The sequence below is a fragment of the Bradyrhizobium genomosp. I (2014) genome (assembly GCF_000261685.1).
In the GTDB taxonomy this organism is placed as follows: domain Bacteria; phylum Pseudomonadota; class Alphaproteobacteria; order Rhizobiales; family Xanthobacteraceae; genus Bradyrhizobium.
On record NZ_AJQE01000177.1, the window covers coordinates 12,916 to 34,132 of the forward strand.

21 protein-coding genes and 1 pseudogene are annotated in these 21,217 nt (G+C 63.8%); 6 read left to right on the forward strand and 16 right to left on the reverse strand.

Features of this window, described 5'->3' with window-relative positions; translation table 11 throughout:
• Nucleotides 1-98: 98 nt before the first annotated feature.
• The 4 genes from IC50_RS17185 to IC50_RS17200 all read right to left on the reverse strand — a co-directional run bounded on the left by IC50_RS17185 (nt 99) and on the right by IC50_RS17200 (nt 4,386).
• On the reverse strand, nt 99-821 hold the full coding sequence (locus IC50_RS17185) for an SDR family NAD(P)-dependent oxidoreductase (RefSeq protein WP_035707088.1): 723 nt from the start codon (nt 819-821) through the stop codon (nt 99-101).
• Nucleotides 814-2,196: a class I adenylate-forming enzyme family protein gene (locus IC50_RS17190; protein ID WP_035707089.1), complete on the reverse strand. Its 1,383-nt coding sequence runs from the start codon at nt 2,194-2,196 to the stop codon at nt 814-816. The genes IC50_RS17185 and IC50_RS17190 overlap by 8 nt, the downstream gene beginning before the upstream one ends.
• On the reverse strand, nt 2,183-2,428 hold the full coding sequence (locus IC50_RS17195; protein WP_008135396.1) for an acyl carrier protein: 246 nt from the start codon (nt 2,426-2,428) through the stop codon (nt 2,183-2,185). Before IC50_RS17195 ends, IC50_RS17190 begins: the two co-directional genes overlap by 14 nt.
• 143 nt (nt 2,429-2,571) lie before the next feature.
• Entirely contained in the window at nt 2,572-4,386 is a 1,815-nt protein-coding gene (locus tag IC50_RS17200) for a long-chain-acyl-CoA synthetase (RefSeq protein ID WP_035707091.1), read from the reverse strand.
• 371 nt (nt 4,387-4,757) lie between these two features.
• On the opposite strand from IC50_RS17200, the gene IC50_RS17210 reads away from it, so the two are divergent.
• Nucleotides 4,758-5,525, forward strand: a complete 768-nt coding sequence (locus tag IC50_RS17210) for an SGNH/GDSL hydrolase family protein (RefSeq protein ID WP_081492459.1) — start codon at nt 4,758-4,760, stop codon at nt 5,523-5,525.
• Here IC50_RS17210 and IC50_RS17215 read toward each other — a convergent pair.
• The 6 genes from IC50_RS17215 to IC50_RS17240 form a co-directional block, all read right to left on the reverse strand.
• On the reverse strand, nt 5,522-5,764 hold the full coding sequence (locus tag IC50_RS17215; protein ID WP_035707095.1) for a DUF3551 domain-containing protein: 243 nt from the start codon (nt 5,762-5,764) through the stop codon (nt 5,522-5,524). The two genes, IC50_RS17210 and IC50_RS17215, sit on opposite strands and share 4 nt — an antisense overlap.
• A gap of 57 nt (nt 5,765-5,821) precedes the next feature.
• A complete protein-coding gene (locus tag IC50_RS17220; protein ID WP_035707097.1) occupies nt 5,822-6,103 on the reverse strand; it encodes a DUF3551 domain-containing protein in 282 nt (93 codons plus the stop codon).
• A gap of 128 nt (nt 6,104-6,231) precedes the next feature.
• Nucleotides 6,232-8,109: a molecular chaperone HtpG gene (htpG, locus tag IC50_RS17225; RefSeq protein ID WP_035707099.1), complete on the reverse strand. Its 1,878-nt coding sequence runs from the start codon at nt 8,107-8,109 to the stop codon at nt 6,232-6,234.
• 113 nt (nt 8,110-8,222) lie between these two features.
• Nucleotides 8,223-8,630: a hypothetical protein gene (locus IC50_RS17230; protein WP_035707101.1), complete on the reverse strand. Its 408-nt coding sequence runs from the start codon at nt 8,628-8,630 to the stop codon at nt 8,223-8,225.
• A gap of 1,005 nt (nt 8,631-9,635) precedes the next feature.
• Entirely contained in the window at nt 9,636-9,872 is a 237-nt protein-coding gene (locus IC50_RS17235) for a hypothetical protein (protein ID WP_157460988.1), read from the reverse strand.
• 44 nt (nt 9,873-9,916) lie between these two features.
• Entirely contained in the window at nt 9,917-10,735 is an 819-nt protein-coding gene (locus IC50_RS17240; RefSeq protein ID WP_050991019.1) for a Crp/Fnr family transcriptional regulator, read from the reverse strand.
• A 160-nt stretch (nt 10,736-10,895) separates the two neighbouring features.
• Here IC50_RS17240 and IC50_RS17245 point away from each other — a divergent pair, with 160 nt between their 5' ends.
• The 3 genes from IC50_RS17245 (at nt 10,896) to IC50_RS39155 (ending at nt 14,538) form a co-directional block, all read left to right on the forward strand.
• Complete coding sequence (locus IC50_RS17245; protein ID WP_035707105.1) at nt 10,896-12,926, forward strand: sensor histidine kinase; 2,031 nt, start codon at nt 10,896-10,898, stop codon at nt 12,924-12,926.
• A complete protein-coding gene (locus IC50_RS17250; protein ID WP_035707107.1) occupies nt 12,923-13,585 on the forward strand; it encodes a response regulator in 663 nt (220 codons plus the stop codon). Before IC50_RS17245 ends, IC50_RS17250 begins: the two co-directional genes overlap by 4 nt.
• Nucleotides 13,586-14,250: 665 nt before the next feature.
• A complete protein-coding gene (locus tag IC50_RS39155) occupies nt 14,251-14,538 on the forward strand; it encodes a BA14K family protein (RefSeq protein ID WP_085973814.1) in 288 nt (95 codons plus the stop codon).
• A 155-nt stretch (nt 14,539-14,693) separates the two neighbouring features.
• On the opposite strand, the gene IC50_RS17255 is transcribed toward IC50_RS39155, so the two are convergent.
• The 3 genes and pseudogenes from IC50_RS17255 to IC50_RS17265 form a co-directional block, all read right to left on the reverse strand.
• The gene (locus tag IC50_RS17255) at nt 14,694-14,879 is read right to left on the reverse strand and encodes a hypothetical protein (RefSeq protein ID WP_035707109.1); all 186 of its coding nucleotides are present in this window, start codon (nt 14,877-14,879) and stop codon (nt 14,694-14,696) included.
• A 143-nt stretch (nt 14,880-15,022) separates the two neighbouring features.
• Entirely contained in the window at nt 15,023-15,622 is a 600-nt protein-coding gene (locus tag IC50_RS17260; RefSeq protein ID WP_035707111.1) for a nuclear transport factor 2 family protein, read from the reverse strand.
• 163 nt (nt 15,623-15,785) lie between these two features.
• Nucleotides 15,786-16,603 (reverse strand): annotated as a pseudogene (locus tag IC50_RS17265) (response regulator).
• Nucleotides 16,604-16,831: 228 nt separating this feature from the next.
• On the opposite strand from IC50_RS17265, the gene IC50_RS17270 reads away from it, so the two are divergent.
• Nucleotides 16,832-17,065 (forward strand): NepR family anti-sigma factor, encoded by a 234-nt coding sequence (locus IC50_RS17270; RefSeq protein WP_024337325.1) that lies wholly within the window; start codon nt 16,832-16,834, stop codon nt 17,063-17,065.
• Nucleotides 17,065-17,613: a sigma-70 family RNA polymerase sigma factor gene (locus IC50_RS17275; protein WP_018316216.1), complete on the forward strand. Its 549-nt coding sequence runs from the start codon at nt 17,065-17,067 to the stop codon at nt 17,611-17,613. Before IC50_RS17270 ends, IC50_RS17275 begins: the two co-directional genes overlap by 1 nt.
• A gap of 97 nt (nt 17,614-17,710) precedes the next feature.
• On the opposite strand, the gene IC50_RS17280 is transcribed toward IC50_RS17275, so the two are convergent.
• From IC50_RS17280 to IC50_RS17290, 3 genes are all read right to left on the reverse strand, one after another.
• On the reverse strand, nt 17,711-18,424 hold the full coding sequence (locus IC50_RS17280) for a nitroreductase (RefSeq protein ID WP_035707113.1): 714 nt from the start codon (nt 18,422-18,424) through the stop codon (nt 17,711-17,713).
• Nucleotides 18,425-18,536: 112 nt separating this feature from the next.
• Entirely contained in the window at nt 18,537-19,781 is a 1,245-nt protein-coding gene (locus IC50_RS17285; protein WP_035707115.1) for an acyl-CoA dehydrogenase, read from the reverse strand.
• Between the two features lie 135 nt (nt 19,782-19,916).
• Nucleotides 19,917-21,164 (reverse strand): acyl-CoA dehydrogenase, encoded by a 1,248-nt coding sequence (locus IC50_RS17290; protein WP_035707117.1) that lies wholly within the window; start codon nt 21,162-21,164, stop codon nt 19,917-19,919.
• Between the last annotated feature and the right edge of the window lie 53 nt (nt 21,165-21,217).

The following is a 21,217-nucleotide window of genomic DNA, read 5'->3' on the forward strand; positions in this document are numbered from 1 at the left end:
AGATCGATTGACGTAACCCAATCGTGGGACATCTTACGACCAAATCCGGCTGAATGTCATTGTGCCGGATCAACGGGAACATGACGGCAGAGTTCCGCTTATGCCGTGTTCCCCGCGTCGACAGTGAACACCGTCCCGGTGACATTGCGGCCGCCTTCCCCCAGCAGATATTCCACCATGCGCGCGACGTCGTCCGTCTCCGGCAAGCGACGCAGCGCGCTGCGGCCGGCGATGCGCTTGCGTCCCTCGTCGGAAAGATTGTGCGTAAGCTCGGTGTCGATGAAGCCCGGTGCGATCGCGTTCACGGTGATGCCGAGCCTGCCGACCTCACGCGCAAGAGAGCGGGTGAAGCCGGTGGCGGCCGCCTTGGTTGCGCCGTAGACCGACAGGCCGTTGTAGCCCGTGGTCGCGATGATCGAGGAGATGTTGATGATGCGGCCGGCGCCATCGGCCATCATCTGCCGCGCCACATATTTGGTGAGAATGATCGGCGACAGCACGTTGAGCTGCACCAGTGCCGCGATCTCGGAATTATGCATGGTGGCGAGCAGGCCTTCGGTGCCGAGGCCGGCATTGTTGACGAGGCCGTAGATCGGCCCGAATTCGTCGCGCACGAGTTTTGCGAAGGCCGGGATCGCATCGATCACGGCGAGATCGCAGGCACGGAAATGCAGGCGCCCGCCGGATTCGGCGATCGCCGCCTCGAGCTCATCGCTCTCGCGCCGCGCCGCCGCGGTCACGTTGAAGCCACCGCCGACGAGGCGCTTCGCGATCGCGAGGCCGATACCGCGGCTGCCGCCGGTCACCAGAACGTTACGCATCGGTGCGCGCCAGCTTGCCGGCCGGGGTGACGTCGAGCGTCTCGACGAAGCGGATCACCGCCGGCACCTTGTGGGATGCGAGCTGGGCGCGGCACTGATCCAGGATCTGGTCGCGAATCTCTTTCGCGCGCGCCGGATCGGTGCCCTCAGTGAGTATCGCGTCGGCGACGACGATGCCGCCGGTGATCGGGCTGCGGCGCGACTTGGCTCGCGACATCCGCACGTCGGGATGGCGGTTGATCACTGCCTCGATCTCCTCGGGGTGAACCTTCAGCCCGCCGATATTGATGATACCGCCGCGACGGCCGACAAAATAGTAGCGGTCACCGCGCAGCTCGACGATGTCGCCGCTGTCGACAAAGCCGTCGGCGTCGGTGAGCGCCGCCGCGCTGCGGCCGACATAGGCATGGGCCGTGCGCGCCGAGCGGATCCGCAACGAGCCGTCGACGACCTTCATCTCGACGCCGTTGCGATTGCCGAGATAATCGGCCGGAAAGCCCTCCAGCCCGTCATTCACGGCGAAGCCGACGCCGGCTTCGGTCGAGGCATAGGCATGACCGACGGAAGCATTGGGGAACGCCGCCTTCAGGCCGTCGAGCACGGCCTGGTCGGCGATCTCGCCGGAGAGACGGACGTAAGCCGGGGCGAATTGCGCGGCCGAGCCGCTCATCAGGAGCTTGCGCCAATGCGAAGGCGTGCCGGAAATATGCGAGACGCCGCGCGCGTTCAGCCGCGCGACGTGATCAGCGAGCGCCTCGTGGGGATCGGACAGCACCATCGAGCCGCCGGAGAGAATGGCGCGGAGGAAGATTTGCAGGCCGCCGTAGCGGCGAATGTCGTAAAACGTCGCCCAGACCGGCGCCTGACCACGCGTTGGACCTTCGGCAACGATCGCTCCGGTCAGCGCCTCCAGCGTATGGCCGACAATCTTTGGCACGCCCGAGGTGCCCGAAGTCAGCATCAGCCATTCTGTGGCGCGTTCGCTTGTGGCGGGCGCAGTCATTTGAAGCGGCAATTGCGCGGTGACGACCAGCGGCACGCCGGTGCCGGCCCAGCGACCCGGCTCGTCCGTCACGACGGCATCGATGCCGGCATCCGCGATCAGCGCGCCGAGATGCGCCGGATTGAGATCAGGCGCACACAGCAGCATCCGACGGGCGATGCCGTCGAGCTCGATCATGGCAAGGCCCGACCGGAGCTGGTCGGACAGCTTGAGCAGCACGGCGCGGCCCGACAGCTCGCGCAGGCGGCCGCCCAGAACCGTGTGCCGCAGGACGTCGGTCAGCGACACGACATCCTGCGCATCGGAGATCGTGCGGCCCTTCAGCTCCGCGCCGAGATGGTCGCGAAGCGCAAAGACCTCACGCGGGGACATTTTCGTAGGCCCGCACGAAATCACCCACCGTGGCCGGGAACGCGGCATCCTCGGAAATGGTGAAAGGATCGACGCCGGTCTCGTCCTCGAGGCGCGCCACGAGAATGGCGAAGGCGAGCGAGTCGAAGCCCGTCTCGTGCAGGGACAGATCGTCCGACAGTGCGGGCAGCGTGACGTGCTGCTCTCTGGCGATCTGCTGGATCGCTTCAATGACCTTTGACCTTACCGACATGGCTGGCTCGCTTTTCGTTATCGTTCATGTTGCGGCGGCTCTTGATGACCGCCTCCCCGTGGCCGCCTGCTTACCCGACAGAGGTAAATGGCTTCTTGGACAATTCAGATAAAATTGGACGCATCTCGCGGATTTTTGTGCCGCTACAGCCGGATCGTACCCTCGACGATCTCGACAAATGTACTGGAATCGAGCGCGACATAGGCACCTGACTTCGGCTCGAGCATGAACAGCGGATCGGAGATCGCGCCCGGATCAAATCCCTCGCGCCCGAGTTCGCTCTTTTTCTGCTTGAAGGTTTCGGTAGCATCGAGCTCGCGCGCGATACGGATGAAGACCGGGCGGGCATAGGCCGGCAGGCGCCGCACGAGATGAGCGGGCAGAGCGGTGATGTCAAAACCCTCGTTCACCACGATCGCGCTCATGCCGGCGCGGCCGTCGGTACCGGGAATGCTGACGCCGTAGGTGGTGGCGTCGACCACGCCGGTGAAATCGCGCACGGCGTCGTTGACCTCCGAGGTAGCGACATTCTCGCCCTTCCAGCGGAAGGTGTCGCCGATACGGTCGACGAAATGGAAAAAGCCCTTGTCGTCGATCCGCATCAGATCGCCGGTGCGGAACCAGGCATCACCTTTGGCGAAGACGTCGCGCAAAATCTTCTTCTCGGTTTCACCGGCATCGGTGTAGCCCTCGAAGCGACCGCCGCCTTCGTTCGCGGTGCCGATACGGCCGATGGCTTCGCCGGGCTCGCCGCGGCCGCAAGCGATGCAGAAGCCCTCGTCGTTGCGCAGCGGCACGCCGCTGTCGGGGTCGAGCTTCACGATGCCGGCAGGAAAGCGGTGCGCGAGCAGCGGCGGGACGCGGCCGATCGCGCCCGGTTGCCCCTCGACATTGAACAGCGAGAAATTGCCTTCCGTCGCCGCGTAGAATTCGAGGATGCGCGGAATGGCGAAGCGCGCCTGGAAATCCTCCCAGATGTCGCCACGCAGGCCGTTGCCGCAGGCGAGCCGCAGGCGGTGCCGGTTCTCGTATTCCGACGGCGCCGCCTTCAGCAGGTAGCGGCAGAGTTCGCCAATGTATTGGAACAGCGTGCAGTCATGCCGAACGATGTCGGACCAGAAATGCGAGGCCGAAAACCTTTCCGCAATCACCACCGAGCCGCCGGCAGCCAGCATGCTGCACGGCGCGACGATGCCGCCGACCGAATGAAATAGCGGCAAGCAGTCGTAGAGCCGGTCCTGGGGCGTCGCGCCGGCGAGGCCGGCGAACCAGAAGCCCCAATTGAGGATGCGGCGGTGGCTGATGCTCGCCGCTTTCGGCAGACCGGTGGTACCTGAGGTGTAGATCAGCAGCGCCCGGTCGTCGATGGTAACGTCGCCACGTTCCTCCGGCGAGAGCGGGCTGTCGTCGAGGACGGCAAGAGCGACGTCGATCGCGCGTTCGCTGCGGGAATCGCCGTGAGTCCATACCTCGGGCTGCGTCTTCAGATGCGGCGTTGCGCTGTCCAGCATCTCCGTCAGCTCGTGCGCGACGATGATGTGAGTGGGCCTTGCAACGTCGATGCAATGCGCGAGCGACTGTCCCACCAGCCTGGTATTGAGCAGCGCCACCACGCCGCCGACCCGACTGATGCCGAGCCAGGCCGCGACGTAGTCGATGCGGTTCGGCATGATGAGGGCCACGGTATCGCCCTTGGCTACGCCGACCGACCGGGCCCAGCGCGCGTAGCGATTGGTGCGCTTCGACAGGCCTTCATAGTCGACACTCGTGTCAGCCGTGACCAGCGCGACGCGGCCGGGCTCGCGTTGCGCCCAATCGTCGATGACGTCCGCGAACAAACGTCCCGGCAACGCCTCGATCCGCGCAGTGAGCTCGATTGCCTTCAGCCAGATCTTCGAAGCCGACGGCGCGCGCACGGCTTTCGGCTGCTCGATGACGCCGGTGGTCATATTGTTCACTCTTTCGGGCCGTCTGCTGGTTTCCCGCAGCTTAGCTCGCGCGCCCTGCCCAGGTGTTAAGAGACAAGGTAAAACCCGGTTAGTGCGCGATTAACTCTAGTGATCCTTTACCAAGCCGCAGATCGATGACGCCCTGCCGGACGCCGAGATCAGAGCCCGCATCGCCGAACTCGGCGCGATCCCGCTGCACGGCAACGCCGATGAGTTCGGCAGCATGCCGACGGCGGAAACCGATCGCTGGCGCAAGTTGATCGAGCTGTCGGCCATGAGGAAGGAGTAGCGGAGGCGCACGCCGCGCTAGGCGACCTTCGCCAAACAGGATATTCTCTGCTCTACCTTGCGTTGTTCTGACTACGACAGGTAGGCAACCCGTGGCACTCGACCCCTCGCAGATTCCCGTCAACGCAACACCATTCGGGCAACCGCTCACCAACTTTGCCAACCGGCTGAAGGGCGGACAGGTCAAGGTGGTTGCGATCGGCTCGTCGACGACGGCGGGCGAAGGGGGTATCGCGCCCTATCCGCAACGGCTGCTGGCGGACCTCCGGATACAATTCCCGAAAGCCACGATCGATGTCGTCAACCGGGGCGTCGGCGGCGAGGAGGCTCCCCAAGAACTCAAGCGATTCAAGCATGATGTCTTCGCCCAGCATCCGGATCTCGTGATCTGGCAGGTCGGCACGAATGCGGTTTGGCAATCGAATCCGCCGTCCTTCAAGGACACCACGAAGGCCATCTCCGGCGGCGTCGATCAATTGCTGGCCACCGGACGGATCGACGTGATCCTGATGGACCTGCAATATGTACCGGCGCTGCTGACACCGGCCAAGCTCGAAAAGGCGAATGCCATGGTGGCGGCGATCAGCGAGATCGCACATGCGAAAGGCGTCAACGTCTTCCGTCGTTTCGAGTTGATGCAGGGCTGGCACGATATCGCGAAGATCCCGTTCGACCGGATGGTCGACCCCGGCGATGATGCCAGGCTGCACGCAAGCGACTGGACGACGGACAAGATGACCTGGCAATTGACCGCCGCAATCAACGAGGCGGTCAACAAGGCGCAGCGATCCCGAGGCGCGCACGGCGACTCAGCCCGCACACTCCACCGGATTGGCGGCCGGAGATCCCCTCGACGCTAACCGCTTCGCCTGTGGCGCCGGTGCGGCGGCGCGTTGACCGGATAATACGGATTGAGATCGCAGGTCGCGGCACGGCCCGACGCGGTGGCGCGGCACTGCGGCAGCGAGGTGAAGGAGCAGTCGTACCAATCCCCGCCACCGCCATTCGCACCGGAATAGACGTGCATGCAGACGGGATAGCTGGGATCGAAGGTTTGCCCATGCGACGGCGCCGCGGCGAGCAAGACACCGACGGCCATGGTCAGGCCGTGCGAACGGCGCGACGCGAATATCCGAGGAGACCACATCGCGGACCGCTAGTGCTGTTTCTTGTGGCGCCGGCGCGGCTGCGACGGCGGTTGGTCGAAGGCGTAATAGGGGTTGAGGTCGCAGTTCGCCGAGCGGCCCGACGCGGTCGCGCGGCACTGTGGCAGCGAGGTGAAGGAGCAGTCGTAATAGTCACCGCCGCCACCGCCGAAGCCGCCGGGCGTATAGACATGCATGCACACCGGATAGCGCGGATCATAGGTCTGGGCGCTGGCATCTGCCGCCACGAACAGCGCGGCAATCGCGGTGAGAGTCAAGATCGGCAAGCGCATGGACGCATCCTCGAGTCAGTGGCCGCCGGCGGATCGGGGGCCGGCGGCTCCATATGGCACAACACAGCGGCGGACGCGACTGTTCCTGGAGATAGATGACGGCAAGGCGAGCACGGTGGGCTGCGGCGCTACGCGCCGAGCCCCTGCAGCACGAGCCGATTCAGCCTCGCCGCGAACGCCGCTGGATCTTCCGGCAATTCGCCGTCCAGGATCTGCGCCTGCTCGAGCAGCAGCAGGCTGAGATCGTCGACGGTCTTGGAGCCCGCTTGCGCCTTGGTGACCGCGGTGACCAGCGGATGGCGCAAATTTATCTCGAGGATCGGCTTGGTCTTCATGCCGCGGTTCTGCTGCGACAAGATGCGCTCGAGCTCGCGGCTGGGGCCCTGGCTGTCGGCGACGAGGCAGGAGGCCGAGCTGGTGAGGCGCGTCGAGGCCTTGACGTCGCTGACACGCTCGCCGAGCGCGGCCTTGATCACAGCGATGGTCGCGGCTTCATCCGCGGCCGGCTCGTCCTTCTTTGCCTCGTCCGCCTCGTCGACGCGCGGAATCAGGTCGAGATTGAGATCGCCCTGGCTCAGCGACTTCAGCGGCTTGCCTTCGAACTCCGACGGCATCGAGGTCCAGAAGGCATCGACGGGATCGGACAGCAGCAGCACCTCGATGCCGCGCGCAGTCGCCGCCTCGAGCCGCGGATTGGACTTCAGCCGTTCGATGCTGTCGCCGACCAGATAATAGATCTCGGTCTGGTTCGGCTTGAAATCGGCGATCACCTGCTTCAGCGACCGCTTCTCGCCCGACGTGGTGGTGAAGCGCGACAGCGCGAGCAGCTTTTCGCGCCGCTCGAAATCCTCGTAGATGCCTTCCTTCAGCACCGCGCCGAAGGCGTCCCAGATCTTGGCGAAATTCTCCGGATCCTTGTCGGCAAGGCTTTCGAGCTCGGATACGACCCGGGTCGCCACGGCTTTGCGGATCTGCGCAAGCTGCGGATTGTTCTGGAGCATCTCGCGCGAGATGTTGAGCGGGAGATCCTCGCTGTCGACGACGCCACGGATGAAGCGCAGATAGCCCGGCAACAGATCGGCATCATCGGTGATGAAGACGCGCCGGACGTAGAGCTTCACCCGCCCCTTGCGGTTCGGCTCGAACAGGTCGAACGGCTTGGTCGAGGGCGCGAACAGCAGCACTGCATAGGAGTAGCGGCCCTCGGCGCGGTAGTGCAGTGTCATCGCGGGATCGTCGAAGGCGGAGGCGATCTGCTGATAGGCTTTCTTGTAATCCTCTGCCGTCAGCTCGGATTTCGCGCGCTGCCAAAGCGCGCTGGCCGAATTGATCTGGCGTGGCTCCCCCCCTTCCGGCACGAGCTCGATGGGGAACAGGATGTTGTCGGAATAGGCCGTGACGATGCGCTCGATCTCGTAGGGCTCGAGATATTTCTTGGCGTCGTCCTTCAGGTGCAGGACGATCTCGGTGCCGCGCGTCATGCGCGCCGCTTCCTCCCCGCTGGCCCGGGCGATCTCGAAGCCGGAGCCCCCGGAGGAGGTCCAGGTCCAGACATCGCTCTCGCCGGCACGGCGGCTGATGACCACGATCTTCTCGGCGACCATGAAGGCGGAATAGAAGCCGACGCCGAACTGGCCGATCAGGCCGAGACCGTCCTTGGCCTCCTTCAGCTTGGACACGAACGCCTTGGTACCGGATCGGGCGATGGTGCCGAGATGGTCGATCAGCTCCTGCCGCTCCATGCCGATGCCGTTGTCGGCGACCGTGAGGGTCGAGGCCTGCTTGTTCGGGATGATGCGGATCTTGAGCGCGTCGCCCTCGCCCAGCAGAGCGGGGCTGGCGATCGCCTCGTAGCGCAGCTTGTCGCAGGCATCGGAGGCATTGGAGATCAGTTCGCGGAGAAAGATGTCGGTTTCCGAATAGACGGAGTGCACCATCAAGTGCAGCAGTTCGGAAACTTCGGCCTGGAAAGGCTGCGTATGCACAGCCGTATCTGACGTCGTCATGCGCTTACCCGGTCAAAACAAAGGGAAGGAACCCGGATATAGCGCGAGGCAGCGGCGGATCAAGAGGATGTGAAGCATCCGTCCGGAGAGCCACCGCCGCAAAAAGGCGCGGATCAGGTCACGCAGCGGCCGGGCTGGAGCAGCCTTGCGACCTCGGTCAGGGAGCTGACCATCGGCTCGCAGGCGATCGTCGGCTTGCTGCGAACCTTCTTCTGGTTCTGGAGCAGCAGTCGCGGCTTGGCGTTGCCGGTCTCAACCACCGCGGGAACCCGCAGCAGCACTGACGTATCGGCGAGGTCGTTCAGCCGCATCGACACCGTGCGGGTGGGGACCGGCGCCGGCTTGATTTCGGCTAGCCGATCCGCCTTGGCGGCGCGATTGACGTTGTGGCCCGGCTTGTCAGCCTTGTCGGCGACCGCTTGCCAGCGGTCGGCCAGATCGTGCCCGGAGGCCAATTGCACGGCACCGAGCGTCGCGACGATCGCGACGGCACTCAAAAATACCCTCTGAACCTGTGACATGGCTGCCGATCCCTCGCCCCATGGCGATCGCGGGAACAACGCCGCCAGAGGATCGGGGGTTCTCAGCCGTTACGATCACTTAACCGTGTGCGAAAAATGCCGCAGACCCGCAAAATATTTCGTGCCTGTTGGAACGACTTTCGCAGGCAGGAGTCGTCTCAGCAGCCGGCTATTCCCCCCTGCCCCATAAGCCGGCGACGTAGGGCGCGACTGTGGTGATGCCGGTCGCGCCTTACTTTTGTCCGCACAGACCCCCCCCACGAGATTCCATTGAAAGCCCCGGAGCGCGCTCGGCGGGAAGCCGGCATTGCGCTCATTCGCTGCGCCGTCGCGACGTCGGGAATTTCCTGACTGCCCGGGGAGTCAACCCGACTGGTCCCGAAGTCATTTGAACTCCAGCTTTACTGAGCACCGCTGCCATCCCGGGAGACTGGATATGACAATGTTCGTGCGATCGACAATCGGCAGCAGCCCATCTACCGGCCGAAGTGACGGCCCCGGCGTTTTGTTGCCAGGACCGGGAGGCCCCCGGCCCGCGCGCAAGATCCCGGCGCGTGCCGGGAAATCATGGCGTCGGACGCCTATCTTCCAAACCATTCTCGACCGGGTTTGGGAAGCGGTTCTGGCGAGCTACGTGTCATCCCGCACATCGGAGGCACGAGAATGATCGGAATTGTCGTCGCCTGCATGATGTTCTTCAGCGTCAGCATTCTTGTGGCGCACCTGATCGACGCCATCAACGATCCGGCCGAGGATTCCTCTTAGGCGTCGTCCGCCTCGTATCGCTACGTGGCGGCACGCGATCAAGTACGAGGAGCACGGCAAGCCGACGTCGGACCAACCGAGGTACCGCTCACGAACTTCTTGCGGTGGGGCGAAACTGCATCCTGGCCAGATCCGCGTTCAAGAGGCAGGTCCTTCCCAGAAAGAAGTAGCCTGCGGCGCAAAGCGCGTTCGGTCGCCTCATTCCGCAATATGCTGAGTGGATCGACGGCGCAAAGTCGGTCAGACGACCGCTTTCAATCGTGCACGCAGCTTCAGCCGCTCCGCGGCCCGCGCGACAGCCGGATCATAAATTATGAACTCGATCATATTCAGGAGCTCACGCTGCTCGAACCTGCATGTCGGGCCGGCAGCTCCGGCCGACGCAAGGAGGCGCTTGGTCTCCTCAAGTGCCTCTACAAGAATTTCCGCATCAGACTGCAATTTGCTCTTTCCAACGATCATGGCCGCCAAACTCATGCCGCATGGCTCCTTTTGCATGAGCCCCACGCAAAACCCTGAGGTCAAGGATGCGCGACGCGCAACGCGATCGGCCCCAACAGAGAATTCTCGTGGGCAGATCGAATGACGCGGAAGCAGTCGCAGGATGCCTGCTCCAGGCGGGCCTCGTCGACGATCACCGTTCGCCCGCGGCTCCGCCGGATCAGACCGTTTGCCTCCATGTCCCCCACCGCGGTCGTGATGCCGGCACGGCGTACGCCGAGCGCTTGCGCCATGCATTTGTGAGTCAATGCAACCTCGTTCTCTCCGATCCGGTCGCGCGCGACCAGCAGCCATCGGGCCAGCCGCTGGGACAGATTGTGCCGCGAGTTGCATGCGACCAGCTGAGCGCTGTGTATCAGCGTTGCCTGGACGTAGCGCAGCAACAGCTTTTCCACCTCTGTGTCCGTCTTGATCAACGCGATCAACGCGTCGGTTTGGATCCGCAGCGCCGTTCCAGGGACGTGAACAGTGCACCGGTGCGGAGAGACCCGCATTCCCAGCACCAGGGGGACACCGACGAAGTCCTTTTTCCCCAGGGTATGGATTTCAACAGGCGGGCAATCTCCGGCCCGGGTCGTGAGCGACGCCGCGCCGGACTCGATGAAGTATGCGAATTGCAGGGGAAGACCTCGCTCCTGCAGCACCTGTCTTGCCGTCAAGCGAATCGAATCGCAGCGGTCCAGAAGCAATCGACGCGACCGAGGCGAGAGATGCGCGATGAGATCGTTGCCCAGGGAGGGAGACGATGCGTCGCACGCCTGGGGAGCGATCCCCGACACGATCGGCGAAGCAGTCCCCGAGTTTCGCGCGTCTATCTTTGCGAGATCCAATTCCAGCATGTGCCATCTCTCGGTTGCCGTTTGACCAATCATGGGGAGCGGGTCACGTTTGGCCCAGTCGGGCTGAAGGACGGTTCCCGTCAGGAAAAGCCTGACAAGCGGGCTTCGGCGGGTTGCGGCGTTTTTCGAACCGCGTCTATGCTAGCGTGAGGCACCGAGAGTGAAAGCAGTTGTCCAACCAGGCTCGGCGCGGGCCGCGCAACGTCCGCTGATCCTGCTCGTCATGGCAGCGGCCATTCCGCTCGTTCTGTTCGCGGGCTGGGTCGTTTTCCTGAATGCCCGCCAAGAGCGGACCGACTCGCGCCTTGCCGCCCTCGAAACGCTCGACCGTGTCGTGACGCGAATCTCTTCGGATTTGGCGCTTCAGGTCCAGATCGCGGAGACGCTTGCTGCCTCGGCCAGCCTTGATACTTCGGATCTCGCATCGTTTTATGTCGAGGCTCTGCGCGTCAAGGAAACCAGGCCTCTCTGGGAAACGATCGAGCTGGTCGATCCCAAGGGCAATCAAGTGCTCAATCTGCTACGCCCCATCGGAGCCGATCTCGGGGCAACTGCAGATCGGGAGAATTTCGAGAGAATCCTGACGACCCGCAAGGCGGCGATCGGGGGAATTGGACCTCTGGGTCCGATTTCGGGTAAACGCCTCGTCGCCTTGCGAGCACCCGTCGAACGGAACGGCGACCTCAGATTCGTCCTGACTGTCGCGCTGGTACCCGACGCGGTCAGCCAGATTCTGAAGAGCGCGGGGGCGCCGCCTGGATGGGTCGGCGTCGTCGTCGATGGCAAGGGCAACATCGTGGCGCGGACCGTCGCGGAGCAATTTGAGCTCGGCCGTCCAGCCAGCGCATCCGTGCGGGAAGCAATCGCCGAGGGGTCCCAGGGCAGCTATGTCGGTACGACGCTCGAAGGAGCCAAGGCCGACTCCATCTATAAGGAACTACCAGGCACAGGCGGTTGGTCGGTTCATCTCGGTATCCCGACGGACCAACTCGATGCTCCGGTCCGCCGGTCGGCGATTTTTCTCGCCAGTGGAGGCGCCGTAAGCTTGGCCCTCGGGCTCGCGCTCGTCTGGTTCACGGCGCGTGACATATCGCAGCGACGCGTCGAGCAGGAGGCCCAGGCCGCGCTGGCCCTGAGACAGAGCGAGGAAAGACGACGGCTCATGGTCGATGCGGCGGATCTCGGAGTATTCAGCTGGAACGTATCGACTGGCGAAGTCATCGCCTCGCAACGGGCCCTGGACATGCTCAAGATCACCAAGAGCGTCGCCACCGGCGACGTGAGCCTGCCCTTCGAGATGCTCCTGACCAGCATCGATCCGGCGGACCGCGCCCGGTTCGAGAAAATATTGCTGCAATCCCGCAAGAGCGACGCCGTCGCCGCAGAATTCCGCACCGCTCCTCCGGACGGCCGCTGGCTGCGCGCCAGCGGGCGCAGCTCGCGGATCGACGGGCACAACGCCGAAGTCGTCATCGGCGTGCTCCTGGACATTGACGAGATGAAGCGGGCGGAGTTCGATCGCCAGCGCCTGCTGCGGCGGCTCGGCGACGCAGAGGAGAACGAACGCCGGCGAATCTCCCGTGAATTGCACGATCAGATCGGTCAGACAGTGACCGGGCTGCTGCTGGGGTTGAAGAATCTCGAACGATCGCTCGCGACGACGTCCTCCGATCCGGCTCAGGTCGATAAGTTGCACTGGCTGCAGGGGCTCGCCAGCGGAATCGGACGAGACATTCACGAGATCGCTGCAGACCTTCGTCCTACGGCCCTCGACGATCTCGGACTGTACAGAGCCATCGAAGCATTCTGTGCGGAGTGGACCCGGCGCTTCGGAATCAGTACCGACGTCCAGTTGATCGGACCGGCAGATCGTCTCCCGCTCGAGGTCGAGATCGCCCTTTACCGTGCGATTCAGGAAGCTCTCAACAATGTGGCCAAGCACGGCAATGCGCGCAACGTCAGTCTCGTCTTCGACCGGCGAAAGGACGAACTTCGCGTCATCGTCGAAGACGACGGGACCGGCTTCGATCCGTCGAAACTGTCGAGCCTCAACGCTTCCAGACTCGGCCTTTCCGTCATGGAGGAGCGGCTGTCGCTGCTCGGAGGATCGCTTACCGTCGAATCCGCGCCCAATATCGGGACGACACTCTTCATGACGATACCTCTTTCCGGACAGGACGCAGGCTCGTGAAACCGATCCGAATCACGCTGGCTGACGATCATCCACTTGTTCTTGCAGGCATGAAGGCCTTGCTCGAGCCCGTTCAGGACATCTCCATCGTTGGCGAGGCGACCGACGGGCAGAACGCGATCGACGTCATCGGCAGGGAGCGACCGGATATTGCCGTGCTCGATATCTCGCTTCCGATCGTTGGCGGCATCGAACTGGCGCAACGAATTGCGATCGAGTTCCCCAACGTTCGACTGCTGGCACTCACGGTGCACGAGGATCGCGCTTACGTTCAGCCGATGTTGCAGGCCGGCGCACGCGGATATCTGCTCAAGCGATCCGCAGCGGATGAGCTGGTGCGTGCCATCCGAGCGATCGCCGAGGGCGGGATCTATCTGGACCCCGCGATCGCGGAGAAAGCGCTGCCATCTCCAGCGGGCGATCACGCACCTTCCGAGAGCGCAACTCAGCTGGAGCTCACGCCGCGCGAAGCCGAGGTCCTGCGCTTCATTGCCCAGGGATTTAGCAATAAGGAAATCGCTGCGCGTCTGGACGTCAGCATCAAGACCATCGAAACCCATAAATCGCGAGCCGTCGAGAAACTGGGGCTGCATAAGCGGGCCGACATCGTACGCTACGGCGTCTCGCAAGGCTGGCTCGATCATCTATCCAAGGAATGACGACGTGACGATGCCGTGGCAGTCCTCGTCCGCGGCAACGTCGCGGCGCTCGCTCGCATGTCGAAGGGCGCAGCAAAGACCCCGGCTCGGGGGCTGAGCCGGGGTCCCTGCAGCAATCGAGGCCGACACCGGACCTGGGATCCATCAAGTCGATTGTGATGCCCGGCTCCCCACTTTTCAATGCACGGCGGTACGCTTCCGCGCCGTCCTATCTGGTTCGGCACCGCACGCTGCGCTTCTTGCGGGGCAGACGTCGGCTGGGCGGCGGTTCAAGAAGAGAGGAGTGGGCGAGCTTTTCAGCCTGACGGGAAAACGGCTCCGGCATAAGCGCCGGAGCCGCACTCGCTTCTGGAAGTGATTCTGACGGCTCGAATTTTTGTCTTTCACCGCGACGACATCTTACGACGGCCCCTCGCAGATGTCAGTGCATATCGGCTCGGAACGTACGCTTCGGTACGCACTCTTGCCGGACCCGCGATGGACAGCTTGCTTCGGTACGTGTCTGTACCCGCCTTGACTGAACCTCAGGCTAGCCAATGAATTTACCTAGCGCAAAACGAAACCAACGGAGATTGAAAATGCGACATTTGCAGGGGCCAACTGCTGCAGGCGCGCTGCTTGCGGCCACTCTTTGCGTCAATGGTGCGATCGCCGCGCCTCTCGCGATGCAGAGCAAGCCCGGCGCGCCCTCCGACATCGTCGCCGTTCAATGGCGGGGAGGTTGGGATCATCGTTATCACCATCATGGATGGCGCTATGGGTATCCGCACCGCTACGGTTGGGGCCCGGCGCTAGGCGGATTCGCGGCCGGCGCCGCCATTGGGGGAGCAATCGCTAACAGCCGCGCCCAGGCTGCGGAGAACGCTGCATATTGCTCGCAACGCTTCAAATCCTACGATCCGGCTTCGGGCACGTATCTTGGATACGACGGGCAGCGGCATCCCTGTCCGTGATTTTGTGCCTCATGCGGGCGACGGCGCTCGAGCAACCCTTCCTGATACGCGCAACCCCGATCGGAACGTGGTGCTGCGACGGGGACGGGATCGGTCGATAGGCGGTTTCCGTCGCCCGCCACATCGACATTCGTGCGCATCGGCGCACGATCGTGTCAATCGAGAGAGAAAACGACCTGAGCCGTACCGATCGCGATGAACACAAGGATCAGGGGTGGATACAGGATGGATGCGGCCTCGAAACGTAGAAAACGCGGACTGCCGCCCTGCCGGTCGGGCAGCCCGACGTAAATCAGCACCACGGCAATCACCAGCATAGCCAAGCCGATCGCGAGTTCCATGATCTCCTCCTCGACGGTCCCGGCTGAATTTTGCGTGTCCTGACGTCCTGTCGTCAGTCAGGTAAGGTCCGTCCGATGTCGGGAAATGCCCGACCCGCATGCGTCGCATCCGGTTGTCAGGATCGTAGCCGATCGTCCGACGCTCAGTTCGCTGTCCCCGCCAGCCAGTCCCGTCCCTCGCCATAGAGCTTCTCGACCTCAGGTCCGATCAGGCCCGGCATGTCACGCTTGACCTTGTAGCCGATCAGCTCCTGCATGTAGGCGAGATGGCGATAGCCTTCAGGCAGCGCGGCGAGCGCCCTCTGGTCGAGTTGGACCGTCGCGGCGGGATCGACCGGGTCGATCCGGTCCTTCTCATAGATCGGCTGGCGGCGGACGATGCCCCACTTCCCCTGCCGCTTCTCCAGGAAGTCGTAGAAGCGGCCGGTACAGACGACATCGCAGAGCACGTCGTGCACGAGGGCGCGCTGCGAGATCGTCATCTTGGTCTGCGCGATGGCCCGCTCGCCCGCGAGGTCGATGCTGGTGCCGCCGAGGAAATGCAGAATGCGCACGCCTTTCGCGAACCCCTCCTGGCTGACGCGCATGAAATCCCGCGCCGGTCCCTGAAACCAGGTGGCGGACATCCAGCCCTCGTCATGCCAGACCGAGGCAAAGCGCTCCCAGTCGCCGGCGTCCCGCCACACCGCCCAGTTCTCGACGAGGTCGCGGATGGCGAGGCGATCGAGCAGCGGCTGGTCCATGGGCACATCTCCGATTGGTGCGGCCGCAGGCGCAGCCGCTGCATCAGGTATGGGCGGTGAATTCAACGGCCGTCAAGCATCGCAGCGGACATGAAAAATCCGGCGTGCCTTACGGCACGCCGGATCAGATCGCTTCGCCCATGGCGGGGCTACCAGGGCGTCATTACGCCGCCGGTGCCTTCGGCGCCCGATTGCGCGAGTTGCGCTGGAAGAACAGCGCCTGGCTCGCCACCGCCGACACCATCGCCGGCTGGAACGGCTTTGAGATGAGGAACGCGGGCTCGGGGCGCTCGCCGGTAAGGAAGCGCTCCGGATAGGCGGTGATGAACACCACCGGCACCTCGAAGGTCCGCAGCAGTTCGTTGACCGCATCGAGCCCCGACGAGCCATCGGCGAGCTGAATGTCGGCGAGGATCAGGCCGGGCCGCCTGTTCTTGGCCAGCGCCACCGCATCGGCATGGGTGCGCGCAACGCCGACGACGTTGTGGCCGAGATTCTTCACCAGGCTCTCGAGGTCCATGGCAATGAAGGTCTCGTCCTCGATGATCAGCACGTCGGTCGCGATCTCGGCCGCCATCTCGCGTCCGGCAGCGTCCGCAAGCCGCCGCGTCTCCGCGACATCGGTGCCGAGGATGAAGGCGACTTCCTCTTCCGAAAAGCCCTCGAGCGAAAGCAGCAGGAAGGCCTGACGCGGCAGCGGCGTGATGTTCGACAGCCGCCGCTCCGGCGGCATCGGCAGGGGGGGGCCAGGGTCGTCACTTCGGCATCGTCGTTGACCGAGACCGAATTCCAGATCTGGGTGAACAGCCGGAACAGGCCGGCCCGAGGCCCATGGCTCTCGTCGAGCACCGACGGATCTCCCAGCATGGCTTCCAACATGGCTGCGACATAGGCGTCACCGGAGGCCTGGCTGCCCGTCAGGGCGCGCGCGTACCGGCGCAACAACGGCAAGTGTTCAGCAACAAGCTGTGAACGGGACATCCCCACTCCATTCATCTTCGGGCCAACCTTGAGGTCCAATCCTGAGGTCAGGCATCGCGCGGGGGGCCCGGGTTCCCCTGGGCTGATTACGCATCAGGTCAAGAAAAGTTCCGCCGGGCTGGGAACTTTTTAGCGCACCTGGAATTGTGCCTATCCAGGGAACGGCTCCCGGTTGAGAAAACCTCTCGATTTTGCAGTCACTTAACTCGGGGAAACGTGGAACAGGTCATGAAAGATCTCAAGTCTCAAGCCAGCAGAAGCACGACCCCCGGCAAGGGAGGGCTCACTCCGGAAATCCAATCCCGGATCGGCCACCAGTTGCGCGCCATGTACGACGATGTGGTGCGACAAGGGGTTCCAGATCGATTCGCAGAACTGATCAAGAAGCTTGATGCGCCGGGAGCGACACCCCACGTGGAAAATGAGGGCGGATCCAACGACAACAACAATGGGAGGGATTGATGCCTCTCACGGACTCGCTGCGTAACGACATCCTGGCGGCGGTGCCTAGCCTGCGCGCCTTCGCCATCTCGCTCAGCGGCAATGCGGACCGCGCCGACGATCTCGTCCAGGAGACCCTGCTCCGCGCGCTCGCCAACATCGACTCGTTCCAGCCCGGCTCCAACCTGCCGGCCTGGCTGTTCACGATTCTGCGCAACCTGTTCCGCTCCGACTATCGCAAGCGGCGGCGCGAGGTCGAGGATGCCGAAGGCAACTACGCCAAGACGCTGAAGACACAGCCTTCGCAGAACGCGCATCTCGAATTCGAGGAGTTTCGCACGGCGCTCGACAAGCTTCCGCAGGATCAGCGCGAAGCATTGATCCTGGTCGGCGCGTCCGGCTTCTCCTATGAGGACGCGGCCTCGATCTGCGGCTGCGCGGTCGGCACGATCAAGAGCCGCGTAAACCGCGCGCGCTCGAAGCTCGCCGCGCTGCTCTATGTCGATGGCGCCGAGGATTTCGGGCCCGACGAGACCGTACGCGCCGTGATCGGCGGCAGCGGCGGCTGATCGCGGCGTCAATCGGGCTGCGACGAGACGAAGACGGCCGTTTCCACGGCCGTCTTCGCGCGTCCGACACCGATGGCGTCGAGCTTACAGGACTCGATCAAACGTCCACGAAGGTCGCTGTGTCGGCCACGCGCGCACGCGAGGTGCGGTAGCTGTTGACCTTGTGCGCATTGTCCGCATAGCCGAACGAGATGCCGCAGACGACGCGGCGGTCGTCGGGCAGATTGAAATGCCGGCGGATCAGGCCGGAATGCCGCGCGAGCGCTGCCTGCGGAATCGTCCCGAGCCCGAGCGCCTGCGCGGCCAGCATGAAATTGCCGACATAAGCGCCGCAATCGATCGCACCGTAGATGCCGAGCGGCTCGTCGGTGTGGACGATGGCGACATGCGGCGCGCCGAAGAAATTGTAGTTCTCCAGCGCCTGCCTGGCGTAGGCGGCCTTGTCGCCGCGGGCGATGCCGAGCGTGTTGTAGAGCTGAAAGCCGCTCTCGCGGCGGCGTTCCAGATAGACCCCGGCATATTCGCGCGGCGGCGTGAAGTCGTAATCGTCGCCGAGGCCCTTCGAGGCCTCGGCGTAGATCGCCTTGCGAAAACGCTCCTTGGACTCGCCGCTGGCGATGATGACCTGCCAGGGCTGGCTGTTGCACCAGGACGCCGTGCGCTGCGCGGTGGTCAGCACATGCTCGATGGTCGCGCGATCGACTTCCTTCGGAAGAAACGCGCGGACGGAGTAGCGCTCGTTGAGGAGCTCTTCGAGCACGCCGATGCGGTCCTGGGTGGAGTATTTGGCGTTGGGCACTTTGGCGTCCATGACTTGCCTCGTTTTCGCGCCCCGGACGCAGCGCTTCTTCAGCGCTGCCGAGCCGGGGCCCATTGCAGCTTTTGGGTCCCGGCTCTGCGGCGCGTCCGGGACACGACAATCATCACCGCCCTTTGGTCGGGATCTTGTTGTACGGCACGTCCTTGTCGACGCGGATGTCGCCGGGAAGGCCCAGCACGCGCTCGGCGATGATGTTGCGCAGGATCTCGTCGGTGCCGCCGGCGATGCGCATCGAGGGCGAGGACAGCAGCATCTGCTGGAACTGGCCCTGCACCGTCTCCTCGTCGTTGCCTGTGAGAACACCGGCCGCGCCTTGCAGGTCCATGGCGTAGGTCGCGATATCCTGCAGCATCATGCCTGACACCAGCTTGCCGATCGAGTTCTCCGGACCCGGCCGCTCGCCCTTCGACAGCGCCGAGATCGTGCGGTAGCTGGTGTATTTCAGCCCGCTCGACTTCGCCGCCCAGCTCGCGAGCTTCGAGCGCACGGCGGGATCGTCGATCGCGAGCCCGTCTTCGAGCATCAAATTGGAGCAGAACTCGAACATCTCAGGCACGCCCGTCGCAAGCCGCGCGCCGATCGACATGCGCTCGTTCATCAGCGTGGTCAGCGAGACGCTCCAGCCCTCGCCGACGGCCCCCAGCCGCTGGCTGTCGGGGATCACGACGTCGGTGAAATAGACCTCGTTGAACTCCTGCATGCCGTTGGCCTGCCTGATCGGGCGAACCTCGACCCCCTCGCTCTTCATGTCCAGGAAGAACATGGTGAGGCCCTTGTGCTTGGGCACGTTCGGATCGGTGCGCGCGATCAAAAGGCCGTAGTCGGAATAATGCGCGCCCGAGGTCCAGATCTTCTGTCCGTTCACGACCCAATTGTCGCCCTTCTTTTCGGCGCGGGTGCGCAAGCCCGCTACGTCCGAGCCAGCCGATGGCTCGGAGAACAGCTGGCACCAGATCTCCTCGCCCGAAGCGAGCTTCGGCAAATAGCGGCGCTTGGCGTCCTCGCTGCCGAAGGCCATCACGGTCGGGCCGCACATGCCCTCGCCGATCTGGAACGGCTGCGTCAGCTTGCCGTAGACGCCTTCTTCCTGCTGCCAGATCACCTTCTCGATCGGCGTCGCGCCCCGGCCGCCATATTCCTTCGGCCAGTGCAGGCAGGCCCAATTGCCCTCGAACTTCTTCTTCTGCCAGGCCTTGCCGACATCGACGATGTCGTGGTGAGCGAGCCGGATCCGGCCGAGCGAGGATTTCGACAGCTCGGCATGCAGCTCCTTCGGCGCATTGGTCTCGATCCATTCGCGAGCGGTTTCGCGGAATGCGGCTTCCTGTGGCGTATCATCGAAATTCATCTTCGAACTCTCCTCTCTCGTGCCCCGGACGCTGCGCAGCGCGAAGCGGTGCGCTGCAGAGCCGGGGCCCATTGCGGCCTCTGGGTCCCGGCTCTGCGGAGCGGTACTCCGTACCGCACCGCGTCCGGGACACGATCAGCCTCTTCCCTTGGTCGGGATCTTGTTGAACGGCACGTCCTTGTCGACACGGATGTCACCGGGCAGGCCCAGCACCCTCTCGGCGATGATGTTGCGCATGATCTCGTCGGTACCGCCCTCGACGCGGGTGCCCGGCGCGCGCAGCAGCATGGCCTGGAAGCGACCGGCGACTTCGGCGTCTTCCGGGCCGCTGACCACACCGGCCGCGCCTTGCAGATCCAGCGCGTAGGTCGCGACATCCTGGATCATCGAGCCCGCCACCAGCTTGCCTATCGAGTTCTCCGGCCCCGGCCGCTCGCCTTTCGACAGCGCCGAGATCGCACGCATGCTGGTGTAGCGCAGGCCGCTCGCCTTCACCGCCCAGTTCGCCAGCTTGGAGCGCACCGCGCGGTCCTCGATCGCAGGACCATCCTCCAGCATCAGGCTGGAGCAATAGTCGAACAGTTCCGGAAAGCCGGTCGCAACACCCGCGCCGATCGACATGCGCTCGTTCATCAGGGTGGTCAGCGACACGTTCCAGCCGTCACCGACCCCGCCGAGGCGCTGATGATCGGGAATGCGGACATTGGTGAAATAGACCTCGTTGAAGTCGGAAGCGCCGCTCGCCTGCTTGATCGGCCTGACCTCGACGCCCGGGCTCTTCATGTCCAGGAAGAACATGGTGAGCCCCTTGTGCTTGGGCACGGTCGGATCGGTGCGGGTCAAGAGGATGCCGTAGTCGGAATAATGCGCGCCTGACGTCCAGATCTTCTGGCCGTTGATGACCCATTCGTCGCCATCCTTCTCGGCACGCGTGCGCAGTCCCGCGACGTCGGAGCCGCCGGCGGGCTCGGAAAACAGCTGACACCAGACCTTCTCGCCGGACGCGAGCGGCGGCAGATATTTGCGCTTATGCTCCTCGCGCGCGAACGCCATCATGGTCGGCCCGCACATGCCATGGCCGATGATGAACATGTGCGAGAGCTTTCCGAACGGGCCCTCCTCCTGCTGCCAGATCACGCGCTCGATCGGCGACGACCCACGGCCACCATATTCCTTCGGCCAGTGCAGACAGGCCCAGCCGGCATCGGCTTTCTTCTTCTGCCAGGCTTTTGCGACCTCCAGAATATTGGCGTTCTTGAGCTGCGTGCGGCCGAGCGAGGATTTGCGCAGCTCGTCCTCGTATTGCTTCGGCGCGTTCGCGCCGATCCAGGCGCGTGCCGTGGCGCGAAATTCGGCTTCCTGCGGAGTATCGTCGAAGTTCATGGTCTTTGCTTTCTGTCATTCCGGGGCGATGCGAAGCATCGAACCCGGAATCT

Coding starts and splice junctions, on each gene's coding strand:
- IC50_RS17185 (WP_035707088.1), bottom strand. CDS start 821: ATGCGTAACGTTCTGGTGACCGGCGGCAGCCGCGGTATCGGCCTCGCG.
- IC50_RS17190 (WP_035707089.1), bottom strand. CDS start 2,196: ATGTCCCCGCGTGAGGTCTTTGCGCTTCGCGACCATCTCGGCGCGGAG.
- IC50_RS17195 (WP_008135396.1), bottom strand. CDS start 2,428: ATGTCGGTAAGGTCAAAGGTCATTGAAGCGATCCAGCAGATCGCCAGA.
- IC50_RS17215 (WP_035707095.1), bottom strand. CDS start 5,764: ATGGCCGTCGGTGTCTTGCTCGCCGCGGCGCCGTCGCATGGGCAAACC.
- IC50_RS17220 (WP_035707097.1), bottom strand. CDS start 6,103: ATGCGCTTGCCGATCTTGACTCTCACCGCGATTGCCGCGCTGTTCGTG.
- htpG (WP_035707099.1), bottom strand. CDS start 8,109: ATGACGACGTCAGATACGGCTGTGCATACGCAGCCTTTCCAGGCCGAA.
- IC50_RS17230 (WP_035707101.1), bottom strand. CDS start 8,630: ATGTCACAGGTTCAGAGGGTATTTTTGAGTGCCGTCGCGATCGTCGCG.
- IC50_RS17235 (WP_157460988.1), bottom strand. CDS start 9,872: ATGAGTTTGGCGGCCATGATCGTTGGAAAGAGCAAATTGCAGTCTGAT.
- IC50_RS17240 (WP_050991019.1), bottom strand. CDS start 10,735: ATGCTGGAATTGGATCTCGCAAAGATAGACGCGCGAAACTCGGGGACT.
- IC50_RS39155 (WP_085973814.1), top strand. CDS start 14,251: ATGCAGAGCAAGCCCGGCGCGCCCTCCGACATCGTCGCCGTTCAATGG.
- IC50_RS17255 (WP_035707109.1), bottom strand. CDS start 14,879: ATGGAACTCGCGATCGGCTTGGCTATGCTGGTGATTGCCGTGGTGCTG.
- IC50_RS17260 (WP_035707111.1), bottom strand. CDS start 15,622: ATGGACCAGCCGCTGCTCGATCGCCTCGCCATCCGCGACCTCGTCGAG.
- IC50_RS17270 (WP_024337325.1), top strand. CDS start 16,832: ATGAAAGATCTCAAGTCTCAAGCCAGCAGAAGCACGACCCCCGGCAAG.
- IC50_RS17275 (WP_018316216.1), top strand. CDS start 17,065: ATGCCTCTCACGGACTCGCTGCGTAACGACATCCTGGCGGCGGTGCCT.
- IC50_RS17280 (WP_035707113.1), bottom strand. CDS start 18,424: ATGGACGCCAAAGTGCCCAACGCCAAATACTCCACCCAGGACCGCATC.
- IC50_RS17285 (WP_035707115.1), bottom strand. CDS start 19,781: ATGAATTTCGATGATACGCCACAGGAAGCCGCATTCCGCGAAACCGCT.
- IC50_RS17290 (WP_035707117.1), bottom strand. CDS start 21,164: ATGAACTTCGACGATACTCCGCAGGAAGCCGAATTTCGCGCCACGGCA.